Source organism: Methylobacterium frigidaeris (genome assembly GCF_022179185.1).
In the GTDB taxonomy this organism is placed as follows: Bacteria; Pseudomonadota; Alphaproteobacteria; order Rhizobiales; family Beijerinckiaceae; genus Methylobacterium; species Methylobacterium frigidaeris.
Genome location: NZ_BPQJ01000012.1, coordinates 174,032 through 195,441, shown reverse-complemented (window position 1 = coordinate 195,441; position 21,410 = coordinate 174,032). Strand labels below are relative to the sequence as shown.

Sequence of the window (21,410 nt, the reverse complement as noted above, 5' to 3'; positions counted from 1 at the left end):
TAACCAAACCCCGCCCGCCCACGGACTCACCCCCAAAGGGAACCCACGGATGACCGCGACCGGCATGCGCTCGATGTCCGAGATGAAGCTGCCGCCCTTCGGGATCGCGCGCTTCCGGAAGCCGCGATGAGGCAATCATCCCCGACGAGGGCGGCGTCCCTGTCCGCGGAAGCGGCCGCCGGCATGCGAGGGGGGGTGCCGGGCGCCCTCGTCCTGCCTCGTCCCCGGCTGTTCCTCGTCCCGTGCGCGGCACTCCTCCTTTCATCCCCGGCGGTCGCCGTCGGGGGCGCGTCCGCCCCTACCGTAACGTCATCCGCGGGCGATGCGGCTCGCACGGCGTCGGATCAGGCCAGCTATCGGCGGATGCTCGCGCGCGAGGCCGAAGCGCGCGGAGTGCCCCCGGCCATCGCCGATGCCGTCGCGTACGTGGAGAGCGGGTACGATGCCGGCGCGGTCGGCGGGGTCGGCGAGCTCGGACTGATGCAGGTCCGGCCGACGACCGCGGCCATGCTCGGTCACACGGGTCCCGCCGGGGCCCTCCTCGATCCCGCGACCAACGTCCGCTTCGGCGTCGCCTACCTCGCACAAGCTTGGAAGCTCACGAAGGGCGATCTCTGCCGCACGCTGATGAAGTACAGGGCCGGTCACGGCGAGGAGCGGATGAGCCCGCGCTCCGCCACGTACTGCCAGCGGGTGCGGGTCCGCCTCGCGGCGACCGACGCTTCCCTCGCCGGGACCGCCTCACCCTCCTTCCGGGGGAGCGTCCGCGGGGTTTCCGCGGCACGCCTCACGGAAAGCGATCCCCGTTCGGCAATCGCTCGGCGCCTGTGGGCCGAGCATGCGGCGCGTGTCCGCGGCATCGGGGCGCGCATCGACCGCATCATGCGCGGCGGCTGAGAACCTGTCGGAGCAAGCCACGTGAACGTCCGCTCCAGCCCGGTCCCGCCCGCCGTCGGCGGCAGCTTGGAGGTCTGAACCCATGGCCCACGCCCACCACGCGCACCATGCCCACGGGAACCGTCACGGCCACGGCGCGGCGTGCGCTGCCGGGGAAACCGCGACGGACCCCGTCTGCGGCATGCAGGTCGACCCTTCGGTCACGCCCCACCATGCCGAGCACGAGCACGCGACCTACCACTTCTGCTCGGCGGGCTGCCGCGCGAAGTTCGTGGCCGAGCCGGCACGCTACCTGGCGGCTGACAAAGGGCCACCGGAAGCCCCTGGCGGGGCGATCTACACCTGTCCGATGCACCCGGAGATCCGCCGCGACCGACCGGGCAGCTGCCCGATCTGCGGGATGGCGCTGGAGCCGCTCACGCCGACGAGCGGTCCGGTCGAGAACGCCGAGCTCAAGGACATGAGCCGCCGCTTCTGGGTCGGCCTCGTCCTGACCCTGCCCGTCTTCGCCCTGGAGATGGGGGGACATCTGACCGGCCTCGTCGACCGCCTCGGCCTGCAAACCTCGAACTGGGTCCAGTTGCTGCTCGCCTCGCCGGTCGTCCTCTGGGCGGGGTGGCCGTTCTTCGAGCGGGGCTGGCAGTCGCTGGTGAACCGCCGCCTCAACATGTTCACCCTCATCGCCCTCGGGACCGGCGCGGCCTACCTCTACAGCGTCGCCGCGACCGTGGCGCCGGGGCTCTTCCCCGAAGGCCTGCGCGGCCATGACGGGGCGGTGCCGGCCTACTTCGAGGCCGCGGCGGTCATCACCGTCCTGGTGCTGCTCGGGCAGGTGCTGGAACACGGGGCCCGCGAGCGCACCTCGGGCGCGATCCGGGCGCTGCTCGACCTCGCCCCGCAGAAGGCCCTGCGTCTCGGGACGGGAGGGGCCGACGAGGAGGTGCTCGTCTCGGCGGTGGCTGTCGGGGACCACCTGCGCGTCCGGCCCGGCGAGAAGGTGCCGGTCGACGGCGAGGTCGTCGAAGGGCGCTCGGCGGTGGAGGAGTCGATGATCAGCGGCGAGCCTCTCCCCGTCTCGGTGGAGCCCGGTTCCCTCGTGGTGGGCGGGAGCCTGAACACGACCGGGGGCTTCGTCATGCGCGCAACGCGAGTCGGGTCCGAGACCACGCTGGCCCGCATCGTCGCGATGGTCGCCGAGGCCCAGCGCTCGCGCGCGCCCGTCCAGCGCCTGGTGGACGATGCGGCGGCCTGGTTCGTCCCCGTGGTCATCTCCGTCGCCGCCTTCGCCTTCGTCGCCTGGATGGCCTTCGGGCCGGAGCCACGCTTCACCTACGCGCTCCTCGGGGCGGTCGCGGTCCTCATCATCGCCTGCCCCTGCGCCCTCGGCCTGGCGACGCCGATGTCGATCATGGTCGGGGTCGGTCGCGGCGCCCGGGACGGGGTGCTGGTCAAGAACGCCGAGGCCCTGGAGCGGTTGGAGAAGGTCGACACGCTCGTCATCGACAAGACCGGGACCCTAACCGAGGGCAGGCCCAAGGTCACCGGCGTGCTCCCGGCCCCCGGTTTCACGGACGCCGACGTGCTGCGCCTCGCCGCCGCGGTCGAACGCGCGAGCGAGCATCCCCTGGCCCTCGCCATCGTCCGGGCCGCGGACGCGCGCGTCGTCCCGGGCGCCGTGGCGTCCGACTTCGAGGCACCGACCGGCAAGGGGGCGCTCGGCACGGTCGAGGGGCGTCGCGTAGCCATCGGCAACGCGCGTTTCCTGGAGGAGCATGCGACGGACGTGGCGCTTCTCCAGGCGCGGGCCGAGAAGGTGCGGAGCCGAGGCGCGACGGCGGTCCTCGTCGCCGTGGGCGGGAAGCCGGCCGGCGTCATCGCCATCGAGGACCCCATCAAGACGAGCACGTTCGAGGCCCTCCGACGGCTTCGGGAGGAAGGGTTGCGCATCGTCATGTTGACCGGCGACAGCCGGACGACGGCCGAGTTCGTCGCCAAGGCGCTCGGCATCGACGAGGTCGAGGCCGAGATTCTTCCCGACCGCAAGGCGGAGGTGGTCAGGACGCTCCAGGGTCACGGCGCGGTCGTGGCGATGGCTGGTGACGGAGTCAACGACGCGCCGGCCCTAGCCGCGGCGGACGTGGGCATAGCGATGGGCGGCGGCGCCGACGTGGCCATCGAGAGCGCGGGCGTTACGCTGCTCCGCGGGGACCTGTTCGGCATCGTCAGGGCCCGGGGCCTGTCCCGGGCAACGATGCGCAACATCCGCCAGAACCTGTTCTTCGCCTTCATCTACAACGCGCTGGGCGTGCCGGTCGCCGCCGGACTGCTCTACCCGTTCCTCGGCATCCTTCTCTCGCCGGTCATCGCGGCGGCCGCGATGGCGCTCTCGTCGGTCAGCGTGATCGGCAACGCCCTGCGCCTGCGCGCGGCGCGGTTCGGCAGAGACGCGGCCGTGACCTGCGCATCGCCATCCTTCGCCGACGGACCTCGCCCAACCCGCGGCGTGCAGGCCCGGCGCAGTCGAAGCCGGGGACGTGCCCCCTCCCCCTCCGAGCAACCGCATGAGCCCGTGGAGACCGTGACCACGCACCCGCTCGCACTCGGCGTCGCGGACGCCTACCTCGCCCTGGTCGATGCCGTCGTCCCGGAGTTCGTCGAGGCCTTGTACCTCGTCGGTTCCGCCGCCATGGGCGACTTCCGGCCCCCGCTCAGCGACGTGAATTTCGTGGCGGTGTCCCTGGCTCGCCCGGGGCGGGGGGGAGCTGGCCGCCCTCGCCGAGGCCCACGCCGACCTCGCGCTCGGTTGGCCGGCCCCGGCGCTCGACGGCATCTACCTGACCTGGAACGACCTGCGGGCCGGCCCGCTTGCCGTCCCGAACAGCCCCTGCGTCCAGCGGGGGCGACTTTTCGAGTCCGGGTGCCACGACCAGCATCCGCTCACTTGGAGCGTCCTAAGGGCCAGCGCAGTCACCGTTCGCGGTCCACTCTGCGCGGGCACCGGGCTCTGGCGTGGTGCGGCCCATCTCGAACGATGGGCCCTGGCCAGCGCCAATGGATGCTGGGGCATATGGCTCGGACCCGATATGGCGGACGAGACACTCCTCGCGGCGGACGGGGTCGAACGGTTCGTCCTCGGTATGTGCCGGCTCCATTACGTACTCGCAACCGGGGTCGTACCCTCGAAGAGCAACGCCGGCCTGTATGGGTTGATCACCTTCCAGCCGGAGTGGCATCGCATCATCGACGAAGCCCTACGCGTCCGTAGGGAGCCCGAGGCGGCCGGCCTCTACGGGACGCTTGGAGAGCGCGGCCGCGACGCGTTGGCTGTTGTCCGCATCGTCGCGGACGATGCACGAACGCTCGTCGTCAGTCCTGGCGGTTCCAGACCGGGCTGAAGGGGCTGGTCCCCAAATCGCCCGGTCGGGAACGGCCGCGCTGCGGTTCGCGGTAGCCTACGCCGTCCAGAGCTTGGCCGTTACGCCAGGCATGCGGGCGGGCCGCGGAAAGGGAGCCAACGTGATCGGCCTTCGTTCTGCCGGACGCCCCTCCGGCGTTCCCGGGAGAGGCAGGCCTTAGCCTATTCGGAGGTATTCGGGCTAGGCGCGCTGCGCCCTTCTGCCCGAACAACCGCCAGAGCCTTGTCGCCAGGAGTACCCGTTGCTTACCCCGCCAATCATCCACGACCTGATCCATCAGACGTTGGGCCTCGACCACACCCGCACCCACTGGTGGGTGGACCTCGTCACCGTCCTGGTCCTCGTCGTGGCGCCTGGCTGGACCGCTTGGCTCGCTGCCCGGTCGGGCCTGCGCTGGGCCGCCGCCCGGTGGCATCGCACCCGCGGGATGGCGGCGCTTCCGCCACCCGCCGCGGCCATGGACGAGCCGGGACGGCCGAGCTCTCGTCCGGCCGTGGCGGCGCGGCTGGAGTCCTACGTCGTGCGTGCGACGTCGCGGCTGCAGGTCCGTCTCGTGCTCCTCTCCGTCCTGACGCTGCCGGCGGCCTGGCTCCTCCTTGAGATCCCCAAGCACATCATCAACCACGCCCTTGCCGATGACGCGGGCGACGGTCACCCGAAGATGGCCTTCGTCGGCCTCCATCTGGGCCGCATCGAGCTGCTGTTCGCGCTGTGCGCCAGCTACCTGGCCGTGCTCACGCTCAGCGGTCTCGCCAAGTACGCGGTCAGTCGGGTCCGGGGGCGCGTGAACGAGCGCCTCGTGCGCCGCCTCCGCCTCGCCGTCGTCCGTCGCGCGCGCGGCGAGCGCTCCCCCGAACGGGGGGCCACGCTAGCCGCCGTCGCGGTCCAGGAGATCGAGCCCATCGGCTACTTCGGCGGCAGCCTAGTGGTGGTGCCGCTCGTCCAAGGTGGCACGCTCGTGACCAGCATCGTGTTCCTCCTCCTGCAGAACGCCGCCCTGGCCATGGCAGCCCTGATCATGCTGCCGGTCCAGCTGAGTATCCTGCCGCGGTTGCAGGGGCGGTTGAACGCGAAGGTCCGGCAAAGGGTGCATGCCACGCGGGAGCTGGGGGCGCTCCTCACCGCTCCCGCGCTCGCGCGGCAGGCCGGCCGCGAGGCGTGCGAGCCCTCCGACCTGAGCCGGCAGATGCGGCAGGCCCGGAAGCTTGAGGGGGTGCGCATCGAGATCAACGACCTGAAGGGCCGGCTCAAGGGCCTCTACAACTACACCTCAAACCTCACCCCGTTCTTCTTCTTCTCGATCGGCGGCTACCTCGTCGTGCAGGGTCAGCTCTCGCTCGGCGCGCTCGTCGCAGCCCTGGCCGCCTACAAGGAGATCGCCCCGGCCATGCGCGAGCTGTTCGACTTCGCCCAGGCCTGGTCCGACGCGAGCGCGCGCTTCGAGGAGGTCACCAAGGCCCTCAGGCCGGCGGGGCATGGGGATCACGCGACGGAGAGGTCGGCGCGCGACCGGACCGTTCGGGCGGCCTGAGCGAAGCCGGCGAGCGCCGGAGCCTCGCGAGAAGGCGTCCGGCCCCGCGCGACGACGCCATCCCGCATGGCCGGGCGCCCCTGGGAGGCGGCACCTCCCTCACCCTCCGGCACGGCCGCTCCTACCGCAGCAGCGTCGCGCCGAGCTGTGCCAGCCCGCGCCCCAGGCCCGGCGCGATGCCGAGGCCCAGCGTCCCTGCCGTGCACAAGCCGAGCGCCCATGCGTAGCCGGAGCCGGATGCCGGCCCCTCGGCACGGTCCGGGTCCCTGAAGTACGTCTCCGCGATGACGGCCGCGTAGTAGAACAGCGCCACCGCCATGTTGGCGGCGGCCACCACGGCCAGCCAAGCGAAGCCGCCCTCGATGGCGGCCACGAGCAGGAAGACCTTGCCGGCGAAGCCCGCCAACGGCGGGACGCCCGCGAGCGACAGGAGGGCGAGCGCCAGCGCCGCCGCTGGCCCCGGCGCCCGCCGTCCGAGGCCGCGGATCGCGGCGAGGGCGTCGCTCCCGGTCATGCGCTCGACCTGCGCGACCACCGCGAACGCCGAGAGGTTCATCAGGAGATAGGCCGCGAGGTAATAGCCTATGGCCGGCAGGGCGTCCGGGGCCTGCCCGGCCACCGCAACCCCCATCAGCACGTAGCCGGCCTGGGCGATGCTCGAATAGGCCAGCAGGCGCTTCAGGCTCGCCTGGCGGAGGGCCACCAGGTTGCCGAAGGTCATCGTCGCGGCGGCCAGGAGCGCGAGCACGGTCGGCCAGGCGGCGAGGCCGTCCGGCATCGCTGCCAGCAGGAAGCGGATGAGGCCGGCGAAGGCTGCCACCTTCGGCACGACCGAGACGAAGCCCGAGGCGGGGGCCGTCCCGCCCTGGAACACGTCCGGGGCCCAGACGTGGAACGGCACCAGCGTCATCTCGAAGCCGTAGCCGACGAGGACCAAGCCGAAGGCCAGCGCCACCCAGGCCCGGTCGGCGCCGGCCAACCCCGCCCCAATGGCCCGCAGGTTCAGGCTGCCGGTGAGGCCGAACAGGAAGGTGAGGCCGTAGGCCATCACCGCCAGCGCGGCGGCGCCGTAGAGGAAGTACTTGAGCGTCGCCTCCTGGGCCGGTCCGTCGCTCCGCACGAGCAGGACGAGCAGGTAGGAGGGGAAGCTCACCATCTGCAGGAACAGGATGATGAGGCCGAGATCCGTCGCCGCCGTGAGCCCCATGCCACCGACGGTCGCCATGAGCAGCGCGACCGGGTGGTGCGGTTCCTGCTCGCTCCCGCGGAAGTGGGACCCGAGCGCGAGCAGGCTCACCAGGGCGCCGGCCTCGATGACCAACTGGTAGAAGCCCCGGAACGGATCGACGGCGTAGGTGCCGCAGAAGGCCTCGCGCGGCGGGGCCGTCAGCATCGGCGCGGTCAGGCCCATCGCGACGAGCAGGGCGAGGAGCGCGACGGCGGCGGGCAGGCGGCGCCACCGGCCCCGGACCCAGCCGGCAACCGGGACCAGCGCGAGGGCGCTTCCCGCCAGGACCATCTCGGGCGCGACGGCGCCGAGATCCATGCAGCCGCCCATCGTCTGCCCGCCGGTCATGGAAGGTGCGCCAGGGCTGCGGTCGTGCCGTCGAGCAGCGCGACGAGGACGGCCGGCAGGACGCCGATGCCGACCGCCAGGGCCGCGAGCGCCCCCGCCGCGCCCGCCTCGGCCGCCGTGAGGGGCGGCAGCGCCGGCATGTCGGGCGGCGCCCGACCCATCAGCAGGCCCGTCATCAACCGGAGGTAGACCGCGGTCGTCACGACGAGCGCGAGGACGGCGAGCGCGGCGACCCAGGCGGAGAGCTGCAGGGCGGCGCCGATGGCCTGGAACTCCGCGATGAAGCCGGACAGGCCCGGGAGCCCGAGCGAGCCGAAGGCGAGCAGGCCGAACAGCCCGCTGAAGGCCGGCATCGCGCCGATCAGGCCGCCGAAGCGGGCGAGTTCCCGCGTGCCGGCGCGGTGCTGGAGCATGCCCACGAGCAGGAACATGCCGCCGGTCAGGAAGCCGTGGCTGACCATCTGCACGGCGGCGCCGTTGAGCGCCAGCCGGCGCACGCCCTCGTTGCCGGCCAGCGCCGCCACCGCGACGCCGAGCGTGACGAAGCCCATATGGTTGACGGAGGTGTAGGCGACGAGCCGCTTCATGTCGGACTGCGCCAGCGCCGCCAGGGCGCCGTGAAGGAGCGAGGCGAGCGCCAGCGCGACGAGGAGCCAGCCGAACCGGGAGGCGGTTTCCGGCAGGACCGGCAGGAGGACGGCGAGCATGCCGTAGCCGCCCATCTTGAGCTGGAGACCGGCCAGCACGACGCTGCCCTCGGTCGGCGCCTCGACATGCGCGTCGGGCAACCAGTTGTGCAGCGGCACCACCGGGAGCTTCACCCCGAACCCGAGGAGGAGGGCCAGGAAGACGAGGCCGCCCGCGAGCGGGGTCCGGTCCAGCGGCCGCGCCTGGACGATGGCCGGAAGCGAGAAGGTGTGGGGCTCCATGGCGAGGTAGAGGGCGAGGAAACCGAGCAGCATGGCGAGGCTGCCGGCGCGGGTGTAGAGGAAGAACTTGAGCGCCGCGTACCGCCGCCGCTCCCCGCCCCAGATGCCGACGATGAAGTACATCGGTACCAGGCCGACCTCGAAGAACAGGTAGAACAGCAGCAGGTCCTGCGCCGCGAACAATCCGATCAGCCCGGTCGCGAGCAGGAGGAAGAGGAAGGCGTGGGCGTGCGCCCGGTCGTGCTCGCCCAGCACGTAGACCATCACCACCGTGAGCAGGAGGGCGGTGAGCAGGATCAGCGACAGGGAGAGGCCGCTGACGGCGACGTCGTACGCCGCCCCGACCGACGGGATCCACGGCAGGGTCGCCCGCCATTGCAGGCCTCCCCCTGGCTCGAATCCGGCCCAGAGCGCCAGCGCCGCGGCGAGCGTCAGGATCGCGCCGCCGAGAGCGACGTGACGCGCGAGACCCGGGCGGCCGCGCGGCAACGCCAGCACGACGAGGCCCGTCAGGAGGGGGAGGAAGATCGTCGCCGTGAGCATCGGGTCAACTCGGGTTCAGGGCCAGAGCAGGAGGGCGCCGGCCGCCAGGGCGGCCGTGGCCCAGGCGAACAGGCCGAGCGTGTAGAGGTAGAGGCGGCCGGCTTGGAGCGCGCGGAGCTGCTCGCCCCCGGCGGCCAGCCAAGCCGCGAGCCCGTCCCCCAGGCGTGCGAAGCCGCGCACCTCGATGCGACCGGCCGCCTCGCCGGCGCCCCAGGTCCACCCGGCGACGCGTCGGGCTGCCGCGTCGAGCGCGTCCTCAAGGGGTCCGAGGCGCCGGGCGAGCTGCGTCGTCCAGCGTGCCGGGGCCGCCGTGGCCGCCGAAAGCCCGGCGGCGAGCCGAGCCGGCCACGGGCCGAGCGCGGGTGATCCGCCCCTTCCCCTGGCAACCCCGATGCCGAGGCCGAGGAGGCCGGCCGCGATGCCGAGGTTCCGCCAGGAGACCTCCGCCCCGGGGTCGGCCTCGATCGGCAGGAGGGCGCCGAGGCTGCCGGCCAGCAGCCAGCCGAGTACCGCCGCGGCGAGCGCCAGCGCGAGCGTGCCCGCGCGCATCGTCCAGGCGGTCTTGCCGGTCCCGGCCCGGTCTCGGCGCCGGCCTAGGAAGGCTGCGGTCCCCGCGCGACCGATGTAGGTCCCGCCGAGAAGGACGAGCAGCACAACGAGCGCCCCCGCCCCCGGACCGTGTTGCGACGCGACGGCGAGGATGCCCTCCTCGCTCCAGAATCCGGAGAGCGGCGGAACGCCGGCGAGTGCGAGGGCCGCGACGAGGAAGGCGGCTCCCGCGAGGGGCAGGGCGCGGAAAAGGCCGCCCAGGCGGTCGAGCGCGCGCGTGCCCGCCCGCTCCTGCACGATGCCCGCCGCGAGGAACAGGGTTGACTTGAAGGCCGCATGCACCGCGAGGTGGAAGGCCGCGGCGCGGGCGCCGCCGAGGCCGAGCGCGACCATCATCTCTCCGAGTTGGGAGCAGGTGGACCAGGCGAGCACCCGCTTCAGGTCCGCCTCGGCGGTCGCGACGAGCGCCGCGAAGACCGCCGTGACCGCACCGACCCAGAACAGGGCAGCCATCGCGAGCGGGGCCGCGGCGAAGACCGCGTCGAGGCGAAGGACGAGGAACACGCCGGCGGCGACCATGGTGGCCGAATGCAGCAGGGCCGAGACCGGGGTGGGCCCGACCATTGCGTCGGGGAGCCACGCGGAGAACGGCAGCTGGGCGCTCTTGCCGAGCGCGGCGGCGAGCATGAGGAGCGCCATCGCGGTCACCGCGCCGGGAGCGACCCTGCCCGCCTCGACGGCCCCGGCGAGAGCGCCAATGTCCGTGGTCCCCGTGGCTGCGAGCGCCAGCAACCATCCGAGCAGGAGGCCGACGTCGCCGGCCCTCGTCATCAGGAACGCCTTGGAGGCTGCACCGGCGGCCCCCGGCGCGTCGTGCTCGAAGCCGATCAGCAGGAAGGACGCCAAACCGACCATCTCCCAGGCCGCGAACAGGAGCGCGAGGGAGTTCGCCAGGACGAGGGCCAGCATGGCCCCTACGAACAGGCCGAGTTCGGCGAAGAAGCGGGGCCGGTCCGGGCGGCCGCCCATGTAGCCGACCCCGTAGGTGGCGACGCATACGGCGACGCCGGCGACGACCATCGCGACGAACCGGGTGAGAGGGGTCGCCGCGAGCCCGACGGTCAGCCGGTAGTCCCCGCTCTCGAACCAGCTCACGGTCATCGTTGCCCCGGTCGGGACCAGCGCGAGCGCGACGAGGGAGAGGGCGACCCCGGCGACCACGAGTTCGCCGCCGCCCCATGGCAGGCGCCGGCCGGCGGCGAGGGCCGTGACTGCCGCGAGGAGCGGCAGGAGGGGGATGGCCAGGAGCGCCGTCATCCGTTCAGGTCGGTGTAGGCGTCGACCTCGACGGTCCGGCGCTGCCGGTAGAGCAGCAGTACGAGGGCGAGACCGATGGCCATCTCGATAGCCCCCACGGTGACGACCAGGATGGCGAGGACCTGCGCGGAGTAGTCGGTCGGCGCGGTGAAGCGCCAGAACGCGACGACGTTCAGGCCGATGGCGTTGAGGAGCACCTCGACCCCCATCAGGACCATGACCGCCGAGCGCTGGGCGACGACGGTGTAGACGCCGATGGCGAACAGGAGCGCGGCGACGACGAGATAGGCGGTCAGCGGCACGGTCATCCGACGTGGTCCTCGTGTCCGTGGTGGCTCCCGTGGTGCTCCGGTTCGGGCGCGCCGCCCGCTTCCGCGAGCGGAGCCAATCGGTCGTCCCGGATGGCCTCCGGCTTCGCGTCGACGGCGGCCTTTGCGGCGCGCGAGGGGTCGTCCGGGTGGGTCGAGGGCCGGGCAAGCAGCACGGCGCCGAAGATGCCGATCAGGATCAGGAAGCCTGCGCCCTCGAAAGCGACCATGTACTTGTCCATGAGAAGGTTGCCGACCCGCCGGGCCGAGTCGGGATCCGGTACCGCGTCGGTCACGGGCCAAGCCGGCCGCAGGAACAGCATGCCCACTAGGACGACCCCGGCGGCGGCTGCGAGCCAGGCCGCGAGGGGGCGCACGGGCGTCACCATGGACATGTCCATTCCGCCGTGGCCGCCATCCCCGTGCTGGTGGTCTGCGTGCCGGTGCTCCGCATGTCCGCCGTGGGCGCCGTGTGGCATGGCACCACCCCCGTGGTCGCGCGCGTGGCCGTGCCGTCCCTCGCCGTGCGGCATGGCATGGCCCTCGTGCCGGTTCCCGGCGTGGCTGCGGCCCTCGCCGCTCGCAGGGTCGTCCTGTCCCGCGCTTGTGGCCTCGTCGCGCGGCACCAGGCCCTTGCTGAACCAGCGCTCCAGCGGGGACAGCTCCATGCCGGCCATCATCGCCCCGCCGGGATCGTGCATGACCAGCACCATGAACAGGATCATGACGAGGAAGCCCCCGATGTACATCATGACCTGGAGCAGCCCGATCAGGTCGGCCGACAGCAGGATGAACAGGCCGGCGACGCCGATGAACGAGGCCATCAGGAAGATGCCGGAGCGGAACATACTCATCGTCGTCGCCATGCCGAGCGCGCCGGCGACGGCGACGAAGGAGCAGGCCCCGAAGGCAAGGATATCGAAGGCGGCCATCATGCGCCGGGCCCCACCCCGAGGAGGATCAGGCCGCCGACGAGGAGCACGTTGACGAGGCCGAGCGGGATCAGGATCTTCCAGGAGAGGGCCAGCGTCTCCGCCGTCGAGAGCGGGCGAACGAGGCGCCCGAGCCCGAGCATCAGCGCCATCAGGCCGTACGTCTTCGCGAGCATCCAGGCCCATCCCGGGAGCCAGGGACCCGAGGGACCTCCCAGATAGAGCACCGCCCCGACCGCGGCGACGACCAGGAGCACGCCGGCGAGCGCTACCCGCCAGACGAGCGCGGACCAGCCGCCAGCGACACCGAGCACGCCGCCGCCCAGCGAGGCCGCGAACGGCTCCAGGAACGGGGCGCGATACGACTGCATCAGCCCGGTGACGACGTAGAGCAGGAAGCCCAAGGGCTGCAGGACGACGAACCAGAGGCCGCGCTGCGCGTCGACCACCGCCACGGTCGACAACGAACGGGCCATCATGATCACGCCGACGTAGGCGAGCCCGAGCGGCACGACGTACGCCACGAGCTGGGCGACGATGCGGTAGCATGCCTCGACCCCCTCGGGGGTATTCGCGCCCCAGCCGGCGAGAGCCAGGCCCAGCACCACGAAATCCACGACGACGATGACGTAGAAGAGGCCGATGCCGAGGTCCCTCCCGATCAACCCGGGGCCGAGGGGCAGCACGACCATGGCGAGCGCGACGCCCGCGAGCGCCACGACCGGACCGGCCGGCAGCAGCCATCGGTCGGCGTTGGGCAGTTGGAGGTTGTGCCGCAGCTCGGTGTGCCGCGCCGGGCCGGCCTCCCGGTCGATGCGAACGAACGCGTGCTCGACCGCGAGCGTCAGGGCAGCCCCCCCGAGCAGGGCGCCCAGGACCGCCAAGGCCGCCGCTACTCCCATCGCAGCCCGCCCATGCCCCAGGCGTAGGCGATGCCAGCCGACAGGAGCGCGATGAAGACCAGCATGTCGAGGAAGGCGCTCATGCCGATGTCGGCGAAGACGACCGCCCACGGGTACATGAAGATCATCTCCATGTCGAAGGCGAGGAAGATCAGCGCGTAGACCGCGTAACCGAAGCGGAACTGCGCCCACGCGGGGGGAGCGCGGACGGTCCGCGTTGGCGCGCGCGCGAACGCGGCCACGGCCAGCAGCGCAAGGCCCATGGCCATGAGCAGCACGAGGGCCACGAACCCGAAATCACCCAGGACTGGGCTTTGCGCCGGCATCCGCTCCATTCCCTTCTCCTGCTGACCGCCCCCACCCGAGGCAGGGCCCCTCCGTGGCCTGGGACGCCTAGGCGACGTGGCCCGCATGTCGACGGCGTCAATCCTCCGCGAACGCCCGCCCCGCATGGTCGTCGACAGGCGGAGGAGGTTGGCGAAGGCGCTGAGCAGACCGACCGCGGGAAGCGCGGCTTCGGCCCCGCGGAGCGGGCCTTCCCCCCTCCTCCCCGACCTCGGCACCCCCGGGGGTGGACGAACTCTCGATGCGGCTCATCGTGGCGGCCCTGCTACGGGGTGGTCCGGGGATCCAGGCCGGCGTGGGAACGCACGGTCCGGCGGCTCGGGGAAGTGGTCGGGCGCTCGCGGCCGTGCCGCGGGCACCATCCTGCCTCAGACACCGTGGCAGGTGAGGCTCGCCAGCCGCAGGTATCGCCGGCTATTGAAAGATGAGCTGGGAGCCGACCGACGTGATGGCCGGGTCGTTCACGAAGGCGCCTGCCCGTCCGTCGTCCGCGTTGAACATGAAATCGTCCTGGGCCATCTGGCTCTTCGTCAGGCCTTCAAGGAAGATCGACCCGTTGCCCTGGTCCGTCTGCCAGCTGACCAGGAGGCCGGTGTGCCCATCGTCGTGCGCCGAGACCCCGTCGGCAACGGTGACTTGGCTCGGCAGGATGTCCCGGAACGCGATATGGTCGAAGGCGCCCGGGCCGGCGTCGAAGCCGCCGGTGACGACGTCGTTCCCGGTATCGGGTCCCACGATGAAGGCGTCGGCGCCGTCGCCGCCGTTCAGCTCGTCGTTCCCCTTGCCGCCGTCGAGCATGTCGTGGCCGGCGCCGGCGTAGAGCTTGTCGTTGCCGTCCTCGCCCATGAGGTTGTCGGCCTGATCGCCGCCGTACAACCGGTCCGAGCCGGCGCCGCCCCTGAGGTCGTCCTGGCCCGCACCGCCGTCGAGGACGTCGTCGCCGGCATCGCCGCGTAGATCGTCGTCCCCGGCAGCCCCGAACAGCAGGTCGTTCCCGCCTAGGCCAAAGTAGTAGTCCCGCTCGCCGGTGCCTTGGAATGTATCGGCTTGGCTGGAGCCTTCCCTTACGTTGAACTCGTCGAAGCGGAACGTGTTTGCGGAACCGGTGTCACTCCCCGGGTTCGGGGCGCCGAGGTTGAAGCCCTCGTCCTTCGCGTAGCTCAAGGCGGTGACGTGGTCCGCGTCCGCGCTCGTCGGCTGAATGAGCATCCTGTCGTCCGTGAACATGAAATCGTCCTGCGCGAGGTCCGTCTTCCGGACGCCCGCCAGCAGGACCGAGCCCTCGCCCCCGGTCACGTCCCAGCTGATCTTCACACCGGCGGAAGTGTCTTGGAACCTGAGGTCCTCGGGCGCGAGGTCCCGTACCGCGAGGTGGTCCAGGATGCCGGGACCGGCGGAGAAGTCGGTGATGACGTCGTTGCCGCTGTCGGGCGAGATGACGAAGGCATCGCCTCCCGGACCGCCTGTCAGGATGTCGTTGCCGGGACCGCCCTCAAGATCGCCGTGTCCGACGCCCTCGTTGAGATAGTCGTTCCCTTCGGCGCCACGCAATGCGTCCGCGGCCCCGCCGCCGATCAGGACGTCGTTTCCCTTGCCGCCGTCGAGGTGGTCCATGCCGGCGCCCCCCAGGAGGACGTCGTTGCCCTTGCCGCCCTGCAGGTCATCGTCTTGGCCTCGGCCGGCGAGATAGTCGCTCCCGCCTCGGCCGAAGGCGATGTCCATCCGGCCGGTGCCGGGGTAGGCGTCGGGATCTCGCTCTCCGATGAGCAATCGGTAGTCGCCGAAGTCCTCCTGAACGTTGTGGTCGTTCGCAGGGACTTGGTGGTGCGAGCGATGCGACATGAGGGGTCTCCTGCCGATGAGCCAAGAATCGGAAGCCAACCCGCCCGGGTTGCGCATCCGCCTATACCCCATCGGGGTAGGCAGGCTTCCAACACCCCGCCCGCGAAGCTGTTTCATCCCTACCGCGGCGCGGGGCGGTTTGACGCAGGCCCCGCCGTGCGCTCCGCGTCGGAACGGATTGCCACGGTCCCGCCGCTCCGGACGCCTTGACACCTGGTTCCAGGAAACGGGCAGGTGTTCGGAATACGTGTCCCGAACCCCCTCGGGGTATATCCCACTCCCGAGTGGGCCCTTCGTCGCGGCGGGGTGCTGACGGCGTCGACCACCGGGGTGGATGCCCGATCAGGTTGACCGCGGAAAGCTGGCCACCGGCCCAAGGCGGTAGTTGTCCGCATCCCCCGCGATTTGCCCGGATGCGCCTTACGAAGCAGCCGGGGCCAAGCGTAAGTCAGCGTCGTCGAGGGGACGGGGTGCCCGAGTCGGCTTTGGCCGGCGCGGCCGGCACGAACGCTCGTGATGTCTCACTAGGCCGGAGAGAGGGGCCGCGCGGCCTGGACATCACCTGGGCGCGCCGACCGGCCGTGCGATGGCCAGCACTCCCTTGAGGCCGGTTCCGAAGCGCGCGATGGTCTCGCGATGCCCCCGCAGCTCGCTGTACGGCAGGTAACGAAGATCCAGCTCGCTCACACGCGAGAAGGCAGGTCTGGCGAACTGCGCCCGGACGTCCTCCTCCCTGTTGTCGGGCGCGACGAGGAAGAGGTTGCGGGCCGTCCCGCCCTCGACGCCGAGCGCCAAGTCGAGCATCCGCACGATCCCGGAGTATATGCTCGTCGTATGCTCGACCTCGAAGGCCGCCGCCACGTCCCCGCTCGCCTTTTCGAGCCAGATCACGTCGATGAGCCGGACCGTTTCGGCCGTTCCGTTGGCGGTGAGCCGTTCGGGTAACCGGTCGAGGCAGCCGTCGGACAGCCTGCCGCCTGCGTAAGGACGGCCCCCGTCATTCGAGGCGACCCAGACGTCGAAACCGAGCGCGAGCCCGAGGTCCCGGAGCCAGCCCTGGATCTCGGTGTGGGTATGGTCGGCCTCGCTTGCGGCCTGGGCCGCCTTCGAGGCGGCGCCGGCCGCCTCCGCCCGCACGCGTTCGAGATCCTCCCGCCATCGCTCCAGCGCCCCGGTGGCATCCCGCTCGGGAAGCGGGTAGCGCCCCGACCCGACGTCGAACAGGAAGCCGGCTACGGCGCCGAGGTCGTTCGACAGGAGCGTCCGGTGGGCGGCGTTGAGGGCAAGGATGCCTTGGCGCATCGCGAGGTACTCGTCCCACCTGCCGAGCTTCACGTTGGCGCCCATGAGCGCGTTGAAGCCCTTGACGATGGCGGTGTTGAACGGGGAGGCCACGGTCGGATGCAGGAAGTACAGCAGGTTCGCCGCGGCCGGGCCAAGCCCTTTAATGCGCGACTGGTCGAGCGTTCGGATGGCCGCCAGGACCTGCGCCTCGGCGTTGCAGCAAAGGCAGGCGTCGAGGAAGCGCCCAAAGGCCAGCTGGTTGGCCCGATCCTCGTAGATGTCAGGGATGCGAAGCTTGGGCTTCCAGAGGAAGGCATGGTCGGCGCCCTTGAACACCTGGCGCTGCTCGGCGATGGAGGAGACGATGGTCTCCAGCGAGGAGCCGCGGTAGGCGTTGCCGAAGGTGTCGGACCGGATCTCGTCTATGACCGCCTGGATGCCGCGCCGGATCGAGCGGAAGTTCTTGATGCGCTCCTCCCACAGGAACCACGTTCTGTAGGAGGCGCCTGGGTCCTCGCGCCAGTGCCGGATGAGATTGACGATCCAGGCGTCGTTCACGTTCGTCATATTCGGGGGCTTGGTGGTCGTGGCTCCCGAATATGCCTGGTCGGGGTATCAGGCACCACAGGGCCGTGGACGCGCAGGCAGGGTTTCCGATGATGGCGGGAGGGTGTCGCAACCGTGCAACAGATGCGAGAGGCGTCGGTGATGGCGGGGCGCACGCGCCCAGGCGGCATGCCGATAGCAGCTCCCGGAGATCAGTGCCGCGGCTCATCCCGTGAAGCTTTTCCTAACCGGCGGTCCCGCACACATGAGAAGCGGACTGCCGTGGGCGAGTCCGCGGCGCAAGGTGACGGGCGCACTGCGGCCTGCGTCCGTTGCGCATCAAGGCCGGGGCCGACGGCGCGAGACCCGGGGGCCGCCCACGGCGACCGCCACGCAGGCGAGGCGGTCCCGCCGCGCCGATTGGTCCCGCCCATCCGCATGTTCTGGGCCCGGGCGCTGACGGTCCGGCACCGTGCCTGTACGTGCATCGTCGGCATGCGGGGATCTCGCCCCGCGCGGGCCGGCGGTGCGCTGGCCGTGGCGACGCCGTTCGAGGACGCTGCGCCGCCAGTGGTCCCAGCGGCACGCGGCACGAGCTGGTCGGCCTTCCTCGCAATTCCTCCACGCCCATGAAGGCGAGCGGGGAGCCTCTGGGATGCCGGAGAGCCTGGCGCAGCCCGGGGCCAGCCCGGCCCCGACAAGGATGGCGTCCGACGAACCGATGAACTCGCCGCGAAGCCTGGTGGATCCCTCCGGCGGACTGGCCGGCTCGGCTGTCCGGGCGCGGGGGCAGTGATATGTGCCATGAGGCCCGACGCGATTGCACCTGACACCTCCCAAGCCGGCCCGGGCAGGGCATCGGTCAGAAGGGCCGGCGGGACAACCGGGACGAGGCGGCGCGCAGGGAATGCCGCCGAGCGGCCGTGTCCTGAGCCGCCCCGGACGAGCGGTTCAGGCCGCCATCTTCCGACAGCTTTCCGCGCAGCGGCGGCACTGGTCGACGCAGTGCTGCATATCGCCCACCTGCTCGCAGCTCCGCGCGCAATCCTCGCACACGTCGGCGCACTCGCGGCAGGTGTGCTTATGATGGCTCGTGCCGAGGAGCATGAAGTGCGCCGAGGTGCGGCAGATCTCGGCGCAGGCGAGCATGAGGCGAAGATGCTCCGCCTCGACGTGCTTCCCGCCGGCGGGCAGGCAGTGGTTGGATGCCATGCCGAGGCAGGTCTGGTAGCAGCGCAGGCACTCGTCGATGCATGCCTGCATGTCCGGTCTCATCTGGTGCATTGTGTCGCTCGCATTGTTGGACGTTCGGCCAAGCCTTACTATGGCTGCGTGGGCCCGCCCGCGCGGAGCGGGCCCACGACGAAGAGGCAACATACCCAGGCAGGGTATGGTTCCAAAACCCTGGGCCGGCGGCCGCCCGTCCCATCAGAGGCGCAAGGCAGCATGTCGGGTTCCGAAAAGGACCACGGTGGGGTCACGGTCAACCACAAGCAGCAACTCCCCCGGCTGCGTCGCATCGAAGGGCAGGTGCGTGGCATCCAGCAAATGATCGAGACGGAGCGATACTGCGTCGACGTCGCGCACCAGATCGATGCCGTCATCGCCGCGTTGCGCCGAGTGCAGTCCGACATGATCCGCGACCATATGCACGGGTTGGTGCAAGCCTCCGTCGCGAGCAACCTCTCGCAGGAGGAGCGGCAGCGCCTGGCCGACGAGATCGGCAGCCTTATCGGCAGGATCGTGTAGCCGAGGGCAGGACTGTCGGATGTCAGGCGCTGCGAGCGCCCTGCCACGACCGGGTCGCCCCTCGTGCCGCATCCCGGCGTTGCGGCCCGGACGCATGCGCGGTCCCGAAGGCCGACCGGCGCCGCGGGACCGCGGGCGGCACAACCTGTACGCCCCCTGGCGTCCAAGCGCGATGCGGCCCTGGAACGGCCGCGGGCCTTGGGCCATGCATAGCGATGGTCGGCTCGGTCCTGGCAGGCCGACCAGCCGCCGCGGACTGGGGGGATCGGTCCCGGCACACCTCCAGGCGGCGGAAGCCGGCGCATGGCCGACAAGGCCCGCCCTGTCCCTCGCCCTCAAGAGTGGCGGTGAGGCAACACTTCGGCCCGATGAGAACCGCCCAAGGGATCACGGGTGAATAGCCTTTGACCCCGGTTCCCGACGGTTTTACCCCATTGGGGTATAATCTTGGAGGGGACAAATGAGGATGGCGACGCGGAGAGCGTTCCTGGGTGGCGCCGCGGCATCCGCGGTCGCACTGGCGGCGCAAGGAGCGGGCGCGAGGCGGGCGTTCGCGCTCGAACAGCGCAACGGCGTCGACTTCCTGCGAGGCCCCTACAACCTGGCATTCTTCTACCGGCACAACCTGGCCTACCGCATCGGGGCCGGCATGCACTTCTTCCACTCGAAGCAACACGACCTGCTGCAGTTGACGCGCTTCGAGGACCACGCCGCGGTCGACGCGCGCTTCGACCGGGAAGCTCTGGAGTGGCTGCTCAACCCGCCGGCGACCGAGCCGGAGATGCCGTACTACTCGTCCTATGTCGACCGGGCGATGCACACGCTGTTTCGGACCATCGACTGGACGCATATGCACCACGAGCAGACCTACGACGTGATGGCCTTTCGTGAGATCCCGTGGGCCGAGAAGAAGGCTTGGACAGACCGTGCGGTCAAGTATTACTTGACCATGCAGACCGAGGGTATCCCGCGTAGTCCGGCGCCACTGGAGCTGACGATGCGGCGCGCGGGCATCATGATGAAGCCCTACTTCAATTACTTCCGGAATTTTTATCCACTCGACCAAAGCCTATTCTACGTCGCGCACTGGTGGCACCCGGCGGTTTACGAGGCGCAGATGATCTCGGGCAACCAGGACCAGGAGGCCGCCATCAAGGGCGTGGAGGACGTCATGCATCGCGAGGTCATCCCGAACCGCCCGGGCCGGATGGTGCTCTCGCGCGAGATCATGCCGCGCTACTCTCGCATGAGCCCGGAGAGCGCGAACATCTTCGACAATCTGCACATGCTCCACGGCATCGCCTACTCGATCCTCGCCTACAAGGGCTGGTCCGTCGAGGAGAAGCGGGCCGAGATGTACCGCGTCATCCAGGCCATGGGGTACCAACCGGGGGACGAGGCTTACGCCCGCAAGTTCGGCGAGCCCCATCCAACATACGACCCGCGCACCTACCCGAACTGGGTGCGTTCGCCACAGGGCGCCATGGGCATGATCATGATGGACATGCTTATGGAGATGCTGCCCATGATGTACCCTGGGGGGCTATCCAAGGTGGAGAAGTCCGCCGTCATGCAGCAGATGATGAAGAACGGGCGGCTCGGCATTGAGCCGGGCGAGATCCCGGGCTCTCTGCACGACGCCATCATGCGTGTCGCGCCCGGGATGAGGATGATGCCCGGCGCGACCGAACCGGGCGAGACGCCGCGGATGATGACCGAGACGATGGAGGCGAACTGGCGACGGAAGGCCGAGCGCATGCCCGACATCGCTCCCATCGACATGGGCGTCGAGCCCTCGCTGGGCGCCGCCCGCATCGCCTCCCGCTGACCGCCCCGACGCCCGACAGGAACTCCGTCATGAAGCATCACGTGCGCCTGGCCGCCGGGGCCGCCGCGTTCGCCATCATTGCCTGCGACGCCCTCCCGGTGCGCGCCGCCGACCATACGAACCTCGAACAGGGCCTGCCCGTCGTCATCGAGGATGCCTACCCGATCAAGGAGAACGGACTGGAGATCCAGGGGTACCTCCGCTACGACAGGGCTCCCCGGAGTGACCCTGACGGCCGGAATCGCCTGTTCGTGGTCCCGCGCGTGGAGTGGGGCGCGACCAAGAACTTCCAACTGTCAGTCGAGACGCCATACGCGGTTGGCGATGCGAGCGAGACGAAGCAGGGTGCCGCCACGGTTCAGGGCCTCTACAACCTCAACACGGAAGGCCTCTATCTGCCGGCCTTCGCGGTGGCGGCCGGCGTGAGCCAACCCTATGGGTACCGCAACGGCGGGACCGAGACCGAGCTGAAGTTCCTCGCGACGAAGTCGCTGGGAACGCCGGACCCCGAAGGCACGTCGCCATTCTCCTACGTGCCGCGTCAGATCCACTTCAACGCGTCTTGGTTCCACAACTTCGACCCGCTCACGGGTCGCGATGCCGAGAGGACGGACCGCTACCGCGTCGGCGTCGCCTACAGCCAGCCCGTGACGAACGAGTTGGTCGTCGTCGCGGATGTCTACCGTGAGACGGACAGGGACCGCAGGCGCGCGTCGAACATGGCCGAGGTCGGTGTCCGCTACCTGCTGACGCCCCAAACCGTCCTCTCGGGCAGCGCCGGCGTCGGGTTCGGCGGCGACCGCAACCAGGATTTCCGGTTCGTGGCAGGCATCCAGCACACGCTGAGCTACCCGTTCAGCTTCGACCCGCCCCGATGAGCGGCCGCGCCGGTACGAGTTCCGCCCACCGCGGGACC

16 protein-coding genes and 1 pseudogene are annotated in these 21,410 nt (G+C 70.7%); 7 read left to right on the top strand and 10 right to left on the bottom strand.

The features are described 5' to 3' along the window. Positions 1–363: 363 nt before the first annotated feature. The 4 genes and pseudogenes from MFF64_RS15030 to MFF64_RS15015 all read left to right on the top strand — a co-directional run bounded on the left by MFF64_RS15030 (position 364) and on the right by MFF64_RS15015 (position 5,844). A complete protein-coding gene (locus tag MFF64_RS15030; RefSeq protein ID WP_395411332.1) occupies positions 364–897 on the top strand; it encodes a lytic transglycosylase domain-containing protein in 534 nt (177 codons plus the stop codon). Between the two features lie 82 nt (positions 898–979). Further along, positions 980–3,331: pseudogene (locus MFF64_RS15025) on the top strand (heavy metal translocating P-type ATPase); the annotation flags it as partial. Positions 3,332–3,980: 649 nt separating this feature from the next. After that, on the top strand, positions 3,981–4,292 hold the full coding sequence (locus MFF64_RS15020; protein WP_245524439.1) for an aminoglycoside adenylyltransferase domain-containing protein: 312 nt from the start codon (positions 3,981–3,983) through the stop codon (positions 4,290–4,292). Positions 4,293–4,554: 262 nt separating this feature from the next. Continuing rightward, positions 4,555–5,844, top strand: a complete 1,290-nt coding sequence (locus MFF64_RS15015) for a multidrug ABC transporter ATPase (RefSeq protein ID WP_135417463.1) — start codon at positions 4,555–4,557, stop codon at positions 5,842–5,844. A gap of 121 nt (positions 5,845–5,965) precedes the next feature. Here MFF64_RS15015 and MFF64_RS15010 read toward each other — a convergent pair whose 3' ends face one another. From MFF64_RS15010 to MFF64_RS14965, 10 genes are all read right to left on the bottom strand, one after another. Continuing rightward, entirely contained in the window at positions 5,966–7,420 is a 1,455-nt protein-coding gene (locus tag MFF64_RS15010; RefSeq protein ID WP_091887283.1) for an NADH-quinone oxidoreductase subunit N, read from the bottom strand. Beyond that, positions 7,417–8,892 (bottom strand): complex I subunit 4 family protein, encoded by a 1,476-nt coding sequence (locus tag MFF64_RS15005; RefSeq protein ID WP_135417462.1) that lies wholly within the window; start codon positions 8,890–8,892, stop codon positions 7,417–7,419. The genes MFF64_RS15010 and MFF64_RS15005 overlap by 4 nt, the downstream gene beginning before the upstream one ends. A gap of 15 nt (positions 8,893–8,907) precedes the next feature. Continuing rightward, positions 8,908–10,758, bottom strand: a complete 1,851-nt coding sequence (locus tag MFF64_RS15000; protein ID WP_135417461.1) for an NADH-quinone oxidoreductase subunit 5 family protein — start codon at positions 10,756–10,758, stop codon at positions 8,908–8,910. Then, positions 10,755–11,066, bottom strand: a complete 312-nt coding sequence (gene nuoK / locus MFF64_RS14995; RefSeq protein WP_060850433.1) for an NADH-quinone oxidoreductase subunit NuoK — start codon at positions 11,064–11,066, stop codon at positions 10,755–10,757. Before nuoK ends, MFF64_RS15000 begins: the two co-directional genes overlap by 4 nt. Continuing rightward, a complete protein-coding gene (locus MFF64_RS14990; RefSeq protein WP_091887277.1) occupies positions 11,063–12,001 on the bottom strand; it encodes an NADH-quinone oxidoreductase subunit J in 939 nt (312 codons plus the stop codon). The genes nuoK and MFF64_RS14990 overlap by 4 nt, the downstream gene beginning before the upstream one ends. Next, positions 11,998–12,882, bottom strand: coding sequence for an NADH-quinone oxidoreductase subunit H (locus tag MFF64_RS14985; protein ID WP_238191352.1), 885 nt, complete (start codon positions 12,880–12,882; stop codon positions 11,998–12,000). The genes MFF64_RS14990 and MFF64_RS14985 overlap by 4 nt, the downstream gene beginning before the upstream one ends. 8 nt (positions 12,883–12,890) lie before the next feature. After that, a complete protein-coding gene (locus MFF64_RS14980) occupies positions 12,891–13,235 on the bottom strand; it encodes an NADH-quinone oxidoreductase subunit A (RefSeq protein ID WP_091887272.1) in 345 nt (114 codons plus the stop codon). A 424-nt stretch (positions 13,236–13,659) separates the two neighbouring features. Beyond that, positions 13,660–15,087 carry a calcium-binding protein gene (locus MFF64_RS14975; protein WP_135417460.1) on the bottom strand — a complete coding sequence of 476 codons (1,428 nt, stop codon included), beginning with the start codon at positions 15,085–15,087 and terminating at the stop codon, positions 13,660–13,662. Positions 15,088–15,645: 558 nt separating this feature from the next. Further along, complete coding sequence (locus MFF64_RS14970) at positions 15,646–16,938, bottom strand: type II restriction enzyme NmeDI-related protein (protein WP_135417459.1); 1,293 nt, start codon at positions 16,936–16,938, stop codon at positions 15,646–15,648. A 930-nt stretch (positions 16,939–17,868) separates the two neighbouring features. Beyond that, the gene (locus MFF64_RS14965) at positions 17,869–18,201 is read right to left on the bottom strand and encodes a four-helix bundle copper-binding protein (protein WP_091887265.1); all 333 of its coding nucleotides are present in this window, start codon (positions 18,199–18,201) and stop codon (positions 17,869–17,871) included. A 162-nt stretch (positions 18,202–18,363) separates the two neighbouring features. Between MFF64_RS14965 and MFF64_RS14960 the strand changes: the two genes are divergently transcribed. The 3 genes from MFF64_RS14960 to MFF64_RS14950 all read left to right on the top strand — a co-directional run bounded on the left by MFF64_RS14960 (position 18,364) and on the right by MFF64_RS14950 (position 21,372). Continuing rightward, positions 18,364–18,666 carry a metal-sensitive transcriptional regulator gene (locus MFF64_RS14960; RefSeq protein ID WP_091887263.1) on the top strand — a complete coding sequence of 101 codons (303 nt, stop codon included), beginning with the start codon at positions 18,364–18,366 and terminating at the stop codon, positions 18,664–18,666. Positions 18,667–19,132: 466 nt separating this feature from the next. Then, positions 19,133–20,494: a hypothetical protein gene (locus MFF64_RS14955; RefSeq protein WP_135417458.1), complete on the top strand. Its 1,362-nt coding sequence runs from the start codon at positions 19,133–19,135 to the stop codon at positions 20,492–20,494. 29 nt (positions 20,495–20,523) lie between these two features. Beyond that, a complete protein-coding gene (locus MFF64_RS14950) occupies positions 20,524–21,372 on the top strand; it encodes a transporter (protein ID WP_135417457.1) in 849 nt (282 codons plus the stop codon). Positions 21,373–21,410 lie beyond the last annotated feature (38 nt).